General features: G+C 41.6%; 12 protein-coding genes. 4 read left to right on the forward strand and 8 right to left on the reverse strand.

Going from position 1 to position 14371, the window contains the following annotated elements; genetic code table 11:
- The first annotated feature begins 84 nt into the window (after window positions 1-84).
- Window positions 85-1020: a glycosyltransferase family 2 protein gene (locus tag DBR32_RS14525; protein WP_124637092.1), complete on the forward strand. Its 936-nt coding sequence runs from the start codon at window positions 85-87 to the stop codon at window positions 1018-1020.
- 139 nt (window positions 1021-1159) lie between these two features.
- On the opposite strand, the gene DBR32_RS14530 is transcribed toward DBR32_RS14525, so the two are convergent.
- From DBR32_RS14530 to DBR32_RS14540, 3 genes are all read right to left on the reverse strand, one after another.
- Window positions 1160-2263: a two-component regulator propeller domain-containing protein gene (locus DBR32_RS14530; protein ID WP_124637093.1), complete on the reverse strand. Its 1104-nt coding sequence runs from the start codon at window positions 2261-2263 to the stop codon at window positions 1160-1162.
- A 319-nt stretch (window positions 2264-2582) separates the two neighbouring features.
- Window positions 2583-3209 (reverse strand): FMN-binding negative transcriptional regulator, encoded by a 627-nt coding sequence (locus DBR32_RS14535; RefSeq protein WP_124637094.1) that lies wholly within the window; start codon window positions 3207-3209, stop codon window positions 2583-2585.
- Window positions 3210-3333: 124 nt separating this feature from the next.
- Window positions 3334-4227, reverse strand: coding sequence for a DMT family transporter (locus tag DBR32_RS14540; RefSeq protein WP_124637095.1), 894 nt, complete (start codon window positions 4225-4227; stop codon window positions 3334-3336).
- Between the two features lie 484 nt (window positions 4228-4711).
- Between DBR32_RS14540 and DBR32_RS14545 the strand changes: the two genes are divergently transcribed.
- Both DBR32_RS14545 and DBR32_RS14550 read left to right on the forward strand, forming a co-directional pair.
- A complete protein-coding gene (locus tag DBR32_RS14545) occupies window positions 4712-5935 on the forward strand; it encodes a hypothetical protein (RefSeq protein WP_124637096.1) in 1224 nt (407 codons plus the stop codon).
- A 319-nt stretch (window positions 5936-6254) separates the two neighbouring features.
- The gene (locus DBR32_RS14550; protein WP_124637097.1) at window positions 6255-6839 is read left to right on the forward strand and encodes a DKNYY domain-containing protein; all 585 of its coding nucleotides are present in this window, start codon (window positions 6255-6257) and stop codon (window positions 6837-6839) included.
- A 182-nt stretch (window positions 6840-7021) separates the two neighbouring features.
- Here the strand turns inward: DBR32_RS14550 and DBR32_RS14555 are convergent, their stop codons facing one another.
- From DBR32_RS14555 to DBR32_RS14565, 3 genes are all read right to left on the reverse strand, one after another.
- Window positions 7022-7945, reverse strand: coding sequence for a tail fiber domain-containing protein (locus DBR32_RS14555; RefSeq protein ID WP_124637098.1), 924 nt, complete (start codon window positions 7943-7945; stop codon window positions 7022-7024).
- Window positions 7946-8063: 118 nt separating this feature from the next.
- A complete protein-coding gene (locus tag DBR32_RS14560; RefSeq protein ID WP_124637099.1) occupies window positions 8064-9323 on the reverse strand; it encodes a T9SS type A sorting domain-containing protein in 1260 nt (419 codons plus the stop codon).
- Window positions 9324-9534: 211 nt separating this feature from the next.
- On the reverse strand, window positions 9535-9744 hold the full coding sequence (locus tag DBR32_RS14565; protein WP_124637100.1) for a hypothetical protein: 210 nt from the start codon (window positions 9742-9744) through the stop codon (window positions 9535-9537).
- 239 nt (window positions 9745-9983) lie between these two features.
- On the opposite strand from DBR32_RS14565, the gene DBR32_RS14570 reads away from it, so the two are divergent.
- Window positions 9984-11975, forward strand: coding sequence for a sensor histidine kinase (locus DBR32_RS14570; RefSeq protein ID WP_124637101.1), 1992 nt, complete (start codon window positions 9984-9986; stop codon window positions 11973-11975).
- Window positions 11976-12222: 247 nt separating this feature from the next.
- Here DBR32_RS14570 and DBR32_RS14575 read toward each other — a convergent pair whose 3' ends face one another.
- Both DBR32_RS14575 and DBR32_RS14580 read right to left on the reverse strand, forming a co-directional pair.
- Window positions 12223-12849, reverse strand: coding sequence for a response regulator transcription factor (locus DBR32_RS14575; protein ID WP_124637102.1), 627 nt, complete (start codon window positions 12847-12849; stop codon window positions 12223-12225).
- Window positions 12850-13847: 998 nt separating this feature from the next.
- Entirely contained in the window at window positions 13848-14051 is a 204-nt protein-coding gene (locus DBR32_RS14580) for a hypothetical protein (protein ID WP_124637103.1), read from the reverse strand.
- Between the last annotated feature and the right edge of the window lie 320 nt (window positions 14052-14371).

Genomic DNA, 14371 nt, shown 5'->3' on the forward strand with positions numbered 1-14371 from the left:
ACCCGCAGCAATAAAATAACCGTAACAAAGGTGTATGCACACCGGATGTGATTTTGATTATCTTTGCGCCACAAATATAACTTTATGAAGATCAGTGGATTTACAATAATTCGCAATGCAAGCCTATATGACTTCCCGATTGTGGAGAGTATTCGTTCTGTATTGCCGCTTGTTGATGAATTTATCGTTGTGTTGGGAGACAGCCAGGATAATACGCTGGATCTTTTACAGACAATCGATTCTCCCAAGATCAAGATCATCAATACTCATTGGGATATCGCAACGTTTCATAAAGATGGCAATATCTATGCCCAACAGACCGATTTAGCGTTAAAGGCCTGCACGGGCGATTGGTGTATTTATATCCAGGCGGATGAAGTATTGCACGAGGCCGGTTATACGGCTATTCAAAAGGCCTGTACAGATTATTTGCACGATATCCGTGTGGAAGGCTTCATCTTGAAATATGTACATTTTTATGGCAATTATGATCGATATATAGACGCCTTGCATTTTGCTTATCCCAAAGAAATCCGCATCGTGCGTAATCTCCCCAAAACCCATTCCTGGAAAGATGCACAGTCTTTCCGGTACATAGAGCACTTTGACGGTATTAGCTACGGACAAAAAGAAGGCACACGGAAACTAAATTGCCTGTTGATTGATGCCTATATGTATCATTATGGATGGAGCAGAGATCCGAGAAAGATCGGTAAGAAAATAGTGGAACAAAAGACGATGCACGATGGTACGGTTGCTGAACATTTTAAAACAGCCTTGTATGATTATGGTAACCTCAGCTATTTTCCCCTTTTTAAAGGAACACATCCCGGGGTTATGGCAGAGCGTATTAAACAGATGGATTGGGATACTTTTTTACAGTATACCGGCGCGCCTACTTCAAATATGAAAAAGAAGTTTAAGCTAAAATACAGGATTATCAATTTTATAGAAAATAAACTCTTAGGTGGCCGGACGATAGGTGGATTTAAGAATTATAAACTGATTGGTAAAGCTTAGTCTTTTTGCATCATCCAAAACATCGCGTCTCCGTGGGACACCATAATTGCAATACCCTTCACTTTGCCGGTAGGTACAGCCATTCGTACCTTAGCTTGCCATCGAATGATGCTGATGTATGCTGTTATGGCCTGATATTTTATTCCGAAAAGGAGCGGATCACTTTGCCATCGTAACGGTATAAACTAGTATTTCTGGTTCCCGCCCAAATATTTCCCTTACGGTCTCCTAAAACACTGAAAACGGAATAATTACCTAAACCTTCTTCAGCCGTAAAATTTTTGAAGGACTGTCCATTATAAGACCACAGACCGCCCATATTATCCCTCATTGCAATATTAGCGGCCTCTGTACCAAACCACATATTTCCCGATTCATCCTGCGTGATGCATAGGACACAGCATTCATCAAATAGTCCTTTTTGCAAAACATTGGTAAAGCTTTTACCATCAAAACGGCACACGCCTTTTCCCCGCCGGCCGGCCCAGATATTTCCGGCTTTATCTTCAAAAATACGCGAAAACCACACCTCATCATTTGGCGTAAAATGAATTACAGCCTTCCCGTCATACCGGCAAAGTCCTTCAAACCAAGTGGAGAACCAAATATTTCCGGCCTTATCTTCCAGTATCGTATTTACTGCATTAAGTTGCAGACCGTCCTTATTCTCTACCTTATCCTGATGTAAAAAATGGGTAAAAACTTTTCCATCGTAACAATACACCCCATCATTATTGGTGCCGATCCAAATGGTCCCTTTTTTGTCCTGAAAAATACTCCATATCTCCATTGGGGCTTTAGCGGCTTTATTTCCAATCGCCCCATAGGTATAACTGCCGTTGATGACCGATACAGGTATATTTCTAAATTTCTTTCCGTCGTAGCAAGAAATACCCTCGGGAGTGCTTATCCAGATATCGCCGTTTTTATCTGCTGCAATGCCGGAAATGCGATTGCTCATCAGACCGTCTTTCTCTGTGAAATTGGTAAATATTTTTCCATCATAGCGATAAATTCCTTCTGCGGAAGTGCCAAACCAAAGGTTTCCTGCCTGATCTTCTATGCTTTGGCCAACAGTGTTATACTTATTGTCCCCTTGTGTCTTTATCATTTTCGCAGGTCTGGTAGCACGCGCTACATCGGCTTTCGATACACTCGTACCGCCTTGCGCGTTACAGGAGATCGTAAACAATAAGAACAGTAATAGTACCGGTATTTGCGTGGCTAAGTAGTGCTTTTTCATTATCGTTATTTTAAAGGTTTTGTATTTACTGCTTACAGCATACTCGTGCTTAGTGCCGCAAGTGCTATCATACAATAGCAACACATCAGGCAAAATAAGCCTTCCCTTTTACTGCGGGACAAGTATCGATTTTTATATACAGTAACAATTAATGCCCTATGACATAGAGCGATACAAAACCATGAATATAATTCAAATATAAAACGATATACCTATTTTAGAATAGTAATTCTATTTATTTAACGGATGTAAACAATGCTCAAAACCCTAAGTACACTACAAAATTGCATTCCCGTGATGAAAACGACAAAGCGATACCTTAAGGATTCTTTGTTGTAGCAAGTGTATCCTGGATATAGTTTGCAAGCTCATGTTGCACAGAACTATCACTTTCTTTCAAATGTTTGATTATCCTTTCGCGCTCGACTAGGGTCTTATTCTGGCTTAATTTCTTTTGTCCCTGCAAGTCGGTTACTTCCAGCTCAAAAGCAACAATACCCCGCATCATCCCTTTTTTAAACTTATCAGAAAGGGTACGCCATTGTTCGCGGTAATCCTCATCATAAAAAGTAATCATCTGCTCCAAAGCCTTCATTTTCTCTGCTTCCGTTTGTAAAATCCGCGCCTTACCATAAGCATGTACGGCTATATAATCCCAGGTAGGCACACTTTCCTTTTTGTCATAATGTTGTGGGGAAACATAAGCATGAGGCTCGGTAAAGATAACCAAAGAGATATTGTCTTCTATATATGCCGCCTGTTCATTCGCAAGGGCGAAATGGGCACTGAGCAATACTTTACCCGAACGATCGTCTACAACAAAAGGTAATTGGGTGGCTATGGGTACCTGATCTTTTGTTGTTACCATCGTTGCAAAAGCATATCGCTTCATAAAAGCAATTTTTTCGGCCTCGTTATCGAAATGAGATAGATTGGGTATAAACATAAGCCTTGATTTTTTGAATTATAAAGATGGTACACGGTGTATTAATGCCTGGCTATACATATAGAATTGATGAGTAGCAGGACATTCAACCAATCATCAGGATCGCCACGTTAAAGATAAGAGACTATTTTGCAAATCTGCGGCTACCCGCAACACAAAGAATGACGCCGACCGTGATGCCCAACATACCGATACTGACCGGTTCATGCAATAAAGTAGCTGCCAGTGCCAATCCAAAGAAGGGTTGCAACAACTGCAATTGTCCGACGGCAGCAATACCTCCTTGGGCTAAACCTTTATACCAGAATATAAATCCAATAAACATACTAAAAAGGGAGATGTACGCTAAACCTGCCCAGGCGCTAAAAGGCACGCCTGCAAAAGAGGAGGGTAAATACAGGTATAGCAAAGGGATCATGACCGGTAAGGACAAGACTAATGCCCAGGAGATAACTTGCCATCCGCCTAGTGTTTTGGAGAGTTTTGCGCCTTCCGCATAGCCCAGTCCGCACAAAATGACGGCAAGTAACATGAGGATATCACCAAGGGGCGATGCCGATAAGCCCTGGGCAATGGCATAACCGATTACGAAGAGGCTGCCTAAGCAAGAGAAGATCCAGAATGCCTTACGAGGCCGCTCTCCCCCACGAAGTACTCCGAATACAGCCGTTGACAGGGGGAGCATGCCCAGAAATACCATAGAATGTGCCGAGGTCACATATTGCAAGGCCAGGGCACTGAGCAAGGGAAAGCCTACCACGACGCTTAAAGCAACAATCGCTAAGGAAAGCAGCTGTGTTTTGGCGGGACGCTTTTCTTTAAAAAGGAGCAAAACACTTAAGGCAAGCAGTCCTGCGATCACCGCACGGGCAAGTGTTACAAAGACAGGATGAAATACCTGCACGGCCATCTTTGTTGCCGGTAAGGAACCGCTGAAGATGAGTACCCCGAGCAAGCCATTAATCCAACCGTTCAAAGGCTTATGGACTGGTGCCTGTAGCAATAATTTATGATTCATGAAGATGTTCTTTTCTGATGAGTACACGAAAATAGAAAGGTATGACAAACAAACACAGCCACAGTTTTACTTATCTGTATGGATACAGTTATCCATACTACAGCAGCCATAGGTTAGGCCATCTGTTCAACCCCGGATCAAAGATTAACGAAGTGTAATAGGGTTTCGATTATTGTACCCGCGGTTGGCATGAGTTCTTTATATTGTGTTATGCCAAGTCCCAATCAGGTGTGGAAATAACAGAGTTTTACCCCTCCTGCGATTAACAAGGTAATGAGCAGTGTTTTTCCGCGCGCAGACTATATAGTTCTATTTTATTTATATTTACACCCTCATGCAACTGAGCTTGTAACCTGACTATTTTATTTTTTAACACCATATCGAATTGATCACATTTACATTCCGTAGATCTGGTTTGCATGAGGACGCTCGGGTAAACCAAACATATTAATGACTTCCATTTTTTATCCCTTAATTAAGTGCTATGCCGCGTATCCCTAAAAGTCCATTTACCTTATCCTTAATATTATTCCTCCTTATCTGGATAGATATATCCTGTAAGGCCCAAAGCGAGGCTAGAACGGTCAAGACCGGCAGTACCAAAATATTTGATGTAAGTTTCTATCCTGACGACAACAATGTCGCAAAGGCCGCGGTTATCCTTAATGATGGCTTCCTTATTGCAGGTCAAAAATTCTCCAAACAAGACGGCCCTGATATGCTCCGTTCGGCAATTATAAAGCTTAACCTTAAAGGAGAGTTGGTCAAACAGGATTTTTTGGGCAACACAGGTTACCGGGATGCTAAGACAAGCGCAATGATCGAGCAAATAATCAAGATTGATGAACAAACTATTTTTCAGGTAGGCAGTAAATCAAACAAGCTTTGGGTAAGGGTACTTAATCATAACCTGGATTTACTTCAGGATACAGTAATCAGCGCTATTCCGGTGACTGGTATAACGCCTCCAAAGGTTGGCAGAAACGGTAAGGGCTGTTACATTATTACGGAACCCGCGGGTATTGTAACGATTGATCCTCTTGCCCAGCATTTTAACTATCATGCACTGGCACAAGCGAAAAGCACTTTAAACCTGGCCGAGTTTTCAGTTACCGGTGGTGCCTTGGATGAGGCCAGTGGCTTATGCTACATTGTAGGCGGCGTATGCACCAAGAGGGAGGACTTGTTTTGCAAGGAATATAAACAGGTGTTACTGATCTACGATCCGGCTACCGGGAATATTATACGGGAGACATTTTTGAACGAATTTTATCATATCAAATGTGTACAAATTTACAAGGGCCAGGTTTTCCTTGCCGGTGAAAGCATCCAAACACGTGCGGCTAAGGTTGTCAAAAAGCCAGCCCGACTGATCAACCAGGACTGGATGGTCTCTACCTATACCCTTCAGGGCGACCACCTGAGTCAGTTCAACTTAGATGTAGAAGATACAGAAATGGTCTATGACTTATCTGTCTGGAAGGATAAAATCTATGTGGTGGGTGAATGTTACGATGAATTGGCCATTAACTTTAAATCGCTATATGCCGCCTTTGATTTAAAGGGCAAGCTCCTGGATCAGCAACTCTTTTTCTCTGACCCAACGCTTAACCGGGAAAACCGGTTCACAAAAATCTATCATACGGCAGACGATAAAACGTTGCTGCTGGGCAAAGGAAAAGGTTGGCGTATTATTTTGCTTAAATAGGTATTACATAAGTAACACAAAGTATGGGCTATTTATTTTCACATAGTCCATTTTGCCTTTAAACGGGGGAATCGTTTCGGTGTTCGTGTGTTGTTACTTTTATACAGGTCTGTTGCAGCAGAAAGGACCGGTCTCTTGAGGCTTAGCAGAATGCAATGAAAACTACAGGCAGATTTGAGTGATTAATTAAGCATAAAAAAGCCCCATTATGATTATTCATTACGGACTGGTGGATTACAGGTATTGTTGCCTGATAACTCAAAATAAGAATTACCTTCCCCAAGCAAGTGGATGCTTTTTTTATAACTAAATACAATTAATGCTATATAAAAAAGGGCATGCTTTTGGGAAAATAACGATGGTTATGATCATCTGTTTGGTGATACCGGCCATACTGAAAGGACAATCCTTTAAGAAAAGATTTCGTTCGGATGATTGTAAAGGATATACCATACATAAAGATTCTGTCTTTTTGTATGATGCCTATATCAGATTTGCAGACCCTAAAACGTTTAAATGTATTACCGGAGAATATGCAAAGGACAAAAATGCTGTTTTCTTTGCTACCGCAAGACTTCAAAAGACGAATCCTGCTACTTTTGTTGTTTTGAAAAACGGTTACTCCAAAGACAACAATCAGGTTTACTTCAACTATTCTGATGCAATAATACCCGGAGCTGATCCTAAAACATTTATGATTTATGAGCTGGCCATATCAAAAGATAAAAATGCTGTTTATTCTCAACCGGAGATCGGTAAAATAGAAACAGCGAGCAATGTAGATGCCGCTACCTTCGGGCAAGAAAACGGATATTATTATGATGCGACATATCTCTATTCTATCGATATGCACGTTTTAGCAAAACGAGATACTTTTGAGATACACAGTTTTTTTAAAAAATGATTACCTATAGCGTATTCAGGTAGGGCCCTGCCTTTTCTTGTTGTATTAGTTTTTTATTTGCCGGTAAAGAGCGTTGTTTTAATAGAGCGCCCTTCTTATTGCGATATTTATACCAAAAGAAGTGGTCAATCCGAACAACGGATTGACCACAAATATCCCTACAATGTAGCACCTTAACCGGGTTATTTTGCTACATATTTTCCAGGCGACACTTCCGCTTTCAATGCTTTTACTTCAGCACTAAGCGCGCTGTTTTGCTGCTGCAGATGCTCTGTTTTCACAGCGGTCTCCCCTAAGGCAGCGGTCAGTTTTTCAATCTGTTTTTGCTGTTCTTTAACCGCATTGACCAGCATGTACATAATGGCATCTGCCTTGTCAAACTGCAGCAGTCCTTTACCGCTGTCATCTATTTTCGTTTCTGTTTCTGTTACCGTATAAGGTGCCAACTGCTGCATATCCTGGGCAATAATACCTACTTCCTCTTTTACTGAGGCTTTGATACCACCTTCCCCGTTATACTTAAAAAATACTGGTTTGATCTGCAGTACTTTTTCCAATCCATCTGTAAAGGGGCGAATCTCTTTTTTGATACGTTTATCAGAAAACACCGCCCAAGCCGTACCACCGGATGCTTTGGAGGCATCTCCATTCACGGACAGCAACTGATCGGGAGTATTGGTACCAATACCCAACTTGCCATCAGTAGTTAGTTTCATCCTTGCGGCGTCTCCAACCATAAAATCTAAAGGATGAATAGTACTCGTGCCAATCCAGGCCGATAATTGACTGCCATTCGAAAAACCGGAACCGATATAGGTCCTGAACTGTACCGTACCGTCTGTGTGTTGCAACCCGTAACTGCCGCTACCGGTAACTACATCCAGCTTAGTTGCCGGGCTATTCGTGCCAATACCGACACGACCATTCGATGCCACTATTATTTTTGACGTACTGGCCGCCGTATTGCCACCGTCTACCTGTAATTTAGCACCGGTCATTATTTGTGTTGGATTTTCTCCAATCTTTACCTGAGCGCTTACTGTCAAGCCAAAACCGGCTAACAGGTAGCCGCAAAGAATCGTGTGTTTTAGTGTTATTTTTTTCATATTTAGTTTTTATATCAATTTAAAATAATTAAAGGATTGTGCCGGTTGCTGGTATATAAGCCCTAAGTAGCACTGAAACAACAGGCTATTTAATGCGGTACCGGCTGTGGGTGTATTATTATTTTTTAATGAGCCTGGACTGGTAAACAGGTTTGCCTTGGCGGGATACGCTTAACAGGTAGACACCGCCAGAGTAAGCTTCCATGTTCAACAAGGCAAAGTCTCCTGTAGCGTTCATCGTATACAACAATTCGCCATCGGCGGTGTAAAGCTGAAGTTGATCGCCCTCACGGGTACCTTTTACCTTTGCCGTATTTATTGCAGGATTGGGATAGACCATAAACTCTTGCTCAACGGCTCCCAGTGCTACTTTCACAACTTTACTATAAGTAAAATTATGATCCAGGTCCACCATCTTCAGGCGGTAAAAAGCTTCCTGATCGGGCTGTTTGTGAACCAATGCATAACGTCCTTCAGGTTGCCCGCCGGCGAGCTCGCAGACAGGGGTAAACTGAACGGCATCGGTAGCATACTCCACTTCATAGTGCGCAAAAGATTTCTCATTGGCTACCTCCCAGCTAAGCAACACCTGGTCTCCCTGTTCTATGCTGGCTGTGAAGTCAAGTAGCGTAACCGGCAGTGCAATGTCTGTTGCACCTATGCCAATAGCGCTGATACCGGATTGCATGGTACCGGTAAGCGTACTGTTCTCTGTATTGCCGCTGGCCGCGGATGAGCCCTGGCTTGTGCTGAGGTCGATCCACTGGCTGCCGTTCCATCCTACCAGGCGCAGGTTGGCGGCAGTGGCATTGCTTAGCGCCGGAATACTTACGGTAATGGTAGCACCGGCAGCATTATTGTTCAGGTCCTGCCAATCCCACTGCCCTAGTTTACTGACACTCATAATACCAGTCCCCAGAGATGCAGTGCTATGTGGCCCGGAGGACGCACCAGTGCTGGTAGGATCCAGGTTGCCCACGGGATTGCCTGCTATCCAGGCTGTGGCAATAATCGCATTGTCGGGTAGCGTACCGCTTACTGACAAAGTGCGCAGGTCTCCTTCAGCCGCAGTCGCGCCATTAACGCCCACCGGGAAAGAAAAGGACTGGTTGGCTGCGCTGGCATAGAATTTTACATAGCCGTCAACAAGAGCTGTACCGCCGTCAGCTGCGCCTGTAAAGGTTCCTGAAGGACCTGTTGCGCTGAAGTATCCCGGTGTGGCAGCACGCGCTGTACTCCAGCTCCCGCCAGTCGGGGTGGCGAGGTCGGTAGTCCCGAAGCTGGTTTGCTCTGCCCCACTGAATACATAGTTGCCGGACTGCGCATAGGTCAATGCGCCGCTAAGCAACATTGACAGGGTAAATAATGGTTTCATCATAGTCTGTATGTTTTGTTACTAAAAAAAAGATTTTACATAACGATTGTTTTGAAGGGGTTAATTGCAACCTGTTAGGGTCAATTTATCCGCTATGTACATTCCATAAGGAAGAATATGCCAGCAAGGAAACCCATTGTAACACAAGCGCTTGAACCTTAAAAGAACGCGCATCAATTTTATAAAGCATCCGGCCCTTTGAGGAGCCGGATCTTTACAGGATGCAGGTCTGGTTAAGGCTTTTAATTACTTCTATTGTTGGTAAATGACTTTTGGACGAAATCACAAAGTGAGATACGCCTGCAGGAAGGTCGCCGAATTCCATTACACTACAGCTCTTTTCATCGTCTTCCATATCAGCTGTCTGATATCTGCGCCAAATTAAGGAGAGCGGGCAGAAATCATTCATCCGTGCTAAATTCATAAAACCGGTAGTGGTGGCCATAACCTCCCAATGCAGCACCAGATGCACATTCGATCATCCGAAATCAAATTGGAAGAAGTATAAGGACTATAGTAGAAGTATCTTATTGTAAGTTGCGTTTTTCATATTAGTTTAGTTTAGAATACAAATGTAATTGCGTTCTCGCTGACCCAGCTACTACTTTTGTAGTATTTTAAATAACCAAGATTTCATTACTTTCGTCAAAACGTGCACATATAATGTATTTCAGATATAAAAATATAGCAATACATCTGGGCTTATATTTCTTGTGCTATTCCTTATTTTACCTGCAAGCCTGTCGTAGAAGCGACCATAATACTACAGTAGTACCGCCGTCTATTATGCAACGGATCGACTCTATGGAAAAGCGCAGCTATAGTGTACCTATAGACGAGGGACTAGTGCTGCAGCAACAAATATATGTATTGGCGAAGCAGTATGGATTGACGGATGAAGTGATTGGATCTTATTGTCATCAAGCTTATCTTATAGGGCGTACTTATATGGATATCAGTCAGGGGAAAGCTCTGCTGGACAGTGCCGCTGAACTGGCTTATAAGCCCGGCCACGAAAAAATGCAGCCGGTAGTGGATCTGTATTATAGTATTTTGTATAACGGACGCGACGATACCTTATCGCCTTATTATCTGGAAAGGGTAATGCCCAAAATAAATGAATTAACGCCCCATGACAGGATTTGGGCACTTGGAGCTATGGGTAATATCCATGCTCAAAGAAACAATTCCGAGTATGCCCGCAAATATTACGACCAGGCTTTGAATGAAGCTAAAAAGTTACAACCGCGCGATTTTAAGGCGGAGATAGCGCTTCACGATAACCTGGCCATTAATCACTTTTTTTCGGAACGGGATACACTGTCTGCCGTTAAGGAGTGGCGCAAAGGGATTGCATTAATTACGGATTCTATTGAAAAATTAGGCGAGATAGAGTATATCTGTGGCAATTTTGGTCAGAACTATATAGACAGGGGAATGACGGACAGCGCCCTCCCACTCATCAATAAGTATGCAGAGATTGTTGCCGATCATTATACCCAAAAAAGTTCGCTGCTGCTGCCAAATATCTATTTTGCCCAGATCGCATTTCTGAAGAAGGATTATCGAAAAGCAGATTCTCTGTTGGCCACTTTTGGCGCCTATATTGACACGATTGATTTTAGTTCGGAAGATGTTACCACTACTTGTGTGCCGGGAGAATGGTTTGTGAATACTTATTACACGACACTTTACAAAGTAAAGAAAGCGGAGGGTGATTTACCCGGAGCATTAAAAGCGCTGGAAGACCAGATACGATTGGAGGTATTAATTAGAGGAAAAAAGAAAGATGAAAAATTGCTTCAATACGACCAAAATCTGGCAAAAACGAAGAGCGAAAAAACAATAGCTGAGCAAGAAAAAAAAATTGCTGATGACCGGTCTACCTTTTTCCTGTTGGTTACCTTATTATTATTAGCGATCGTTATTGGCCTCTACATTTTCTTCAGAAATAAAAAATACTTGTATGAGCAAAAGCAAAAAGCGTTGCAGCAGCACCTGGAAATAGAACAAAAAGAACTGCTTCTGAATGCGGAAATCGCTGAGCGAAGACGTATTGCACAGGAATTACATGATGAATTAGGCGGGGCGCTTACCGTAATCGGCATGGCGACGCAAATGCTCAGGCGATCAAACATTGAAGCCATTGCAACACCTGTGGAGGTGCTGGAACGCAACAGCCAGAAGCTGGCAACACAGATCAATGAAATTGTATGGTCGCTGAACGATAGTAATGACACACTGGGCAGCCTCCTGGCTTATGTACAACGATATGGAGAACAACTCTTATCCGATGCGCGCTTAAAGCATAACTTTAATTTTGATATGGAAGCGGCAGATCTTCCTATTGATGGTTATAAGCGACGCTATTTATATTATAGCATCAAAGAATGTTTGAATAACATTATAAGACATAGTGCTGCTACGGAAGTATATTGCAGTGCATCGGTAAGCCGGGAAAAGCTTGTGATCAGTATTGAAGATAATGGGAATGGGATGCCTGATGATGCCTTGCTTATCAAAGGAAACGGAATAGACAATATCAACAACAATATACAGGCTATAGGCGGAAATGTAGTTTGGGAGCGGAAAACAAAAGGTACCTGTGTTGTCCTTAAAGTGCCGCTAAGCGAAATGGAAGCAACCGAATCTTAAGATTACAATTATCATTTATTGAGTGCCCACTTTTAGGAAACAAATACTTAAATGTTCTTTTGATTTCCATTTATTGCTATGATGTCCCTTTGGGCTTGATGCAAAAGATACCGCCAAAAAAATCGATACCCGGAAACTAATAAAATTGTGATGTAGCGCAGTCGCTTTAATGAAACAGGCATTTTTTTCCTTTTATGGCCACAAAAGGAAAAAAATGGTTGCTATATGCCCGTAATCTTTTTAATGTTTAGCCCTTATTGATATTGTAATACTTATTGATCGCCTCCACACGGTTATTCACCTGCAGCTTTTCATAAATACGGTAGATATGCGTTTTTAAAGTTTTCACACTAATAAATAACTGATCGGAAATCTCCTGGTAGGTCCTTCCGAAAGACAACTGTTCCAGTACCTGCGATTCCCGGGAAGTAATGCCATACTCCGCTTTAGGATAGGTTTGTTGTATTTGTTTCACTACCTTTCTGGCAATATCGCTGCTCATAAGGCTTTTGCCCTCAGCGACCTCACGAATGGTATTAACCATAAATTCCACCGTATTATTCTTCATGAGATAAGAACTGGCGCCGACACGTAAGGCTTCATACACAAGCTGGTCTTCGTCAAAAGCGGTACACATAACAAACTCTGTATGCTTACATAACGGTTTCAATTGCCGTACACAATCGATACCGCTCATATCGCCCAGATGAATGTCCATTAGTGCAACCCGGGGCGTACATTCCTTGATCAGTTCAATACCCGCAGCTCCCGTCACAGCACTTCCTACATGCAACAAATCTGTTTCGCTATCTAAGAGCGCTTCTAATAAAGCCACGATGTCTTTATTGTCTTCAACAATGGCCACAGTTATCATAATAATGTCATATAGGTTAATGCTGATTCAAATATATGCATTATTATTTTTGAACCGGCAGCTGTAAATCATCATCAGACAATACTTTGATTCATCGGAAAGAGGTTCAGCATAAAGCAAGGACAGGACTCGAATCAAAAGGCGAGGAAATAAGGGGTCTACAGACTTTTGCGCACGATGTTGATATAGTTATTAAAGTAGAAGACGGATTTGCTTACGCACAAGGTCGTTTCGATCCACCAAGTCAAATGAACATACATACGATAGTACCGGAGCCGCTTTCCAAATTCTCATAGGTACAAGGGATGCGCTCAGTATCGTCTGCGACAAACAACTTGTTTTCTATAAAGAAATGCATAAATATTCTTTCCTTTTTTCATTAATCCGGTTGCCTTTGTATCGCTTCTTTTGGCTTATGGATGGCATTATTTTTATCCCCCTGTTCATATCTACCACTTGTATGCCTGTGCATGATATTTTTCTGGTGTTTGATGGCGGATTGGGGTAATACTCTATTTCCCCTTTGGCTAAAGCTATTGTCAATTGTATTTTGTATGCTTCTATCTGCTGCTTTATACAGCAAAATATTGTTAGTTCAGCTGCTGTACTTTCAAGGCAATTTTATTGCTGTCTGTTTGTTCTCGTTTGCCTGTAATTACTTTTGCCTATTTGATAATGGCAAATTCATTATTGGGTAAAACAATGTATCCGGGCTGATGCCATTTATTTAATACGCGCCTGCAAATTGCGCTTTTCAAAAAGTAGTTGTAAGAATTAATATTAGTATAAATGTTGTAATAGCTTTGCTCTACATTCAATATCACATTAATGATTAAAGATATTTTGGTCGTTTTCAATTTTCATTTTGTTAAACATCAGCTTGCCATTTTTTAAATCAAAAAGCCAAATGTGACCTGTATTGATGTAACTGGGACATATCGCAATATCACTATTCGGATTGGGTTTTAAATTTGCGCCTGATTGATAATAAGTAAATGTTACCTAGTGGTTTTTCTAGTTGATATCAACATAATAATGGCAGAAGCAACCTTTGCACCAGGGTAATTACTTATTAAATATTGTAACATTTTTTTTACGGTATCTGTTTCTTGCTTTATATCATTAACGATTTGTTTTAAGTCATTTGCATCAATCAAGCCACCAGCAAACAGAATGGGTACTTCGCTGCCATTGGTATTCAATATTAATTCTGAAAATCGTCTTCAGGAAAAGTTGATTTATTCATTATCAGGCTATCGTACTCTTTTTCGATTTCGTTTTTTTCAATAGAATTAAGTAGGCATTGCTGTTTTTCTATTTTCCAAATTCCTTTATCAATCAATAGAAATTTGAAATGCTTTTTCAATGCAGTTTTGTTTTCGTTGTTGATGTCGGCTACTAATTTTTAAGGGCAACAATATAAGACGTGGAATTATACCTAGTTTTTTTGCAACCATTGTTACGGAAAACAATATAAATGCTATGAGCATGAATTGCATTTTCATTTTTTAGAGGTTGTAGG

The sequence above is a fragment of the Taibaiella sp. KBW10 genome (assembly GCF_003852495.1).
Taxonomy (GTDB): domain Bacteria; phylum Bacteroidota; class Bacteroidia; order Chitinophagales; family Chitinophagaceae; genus Edaphocola.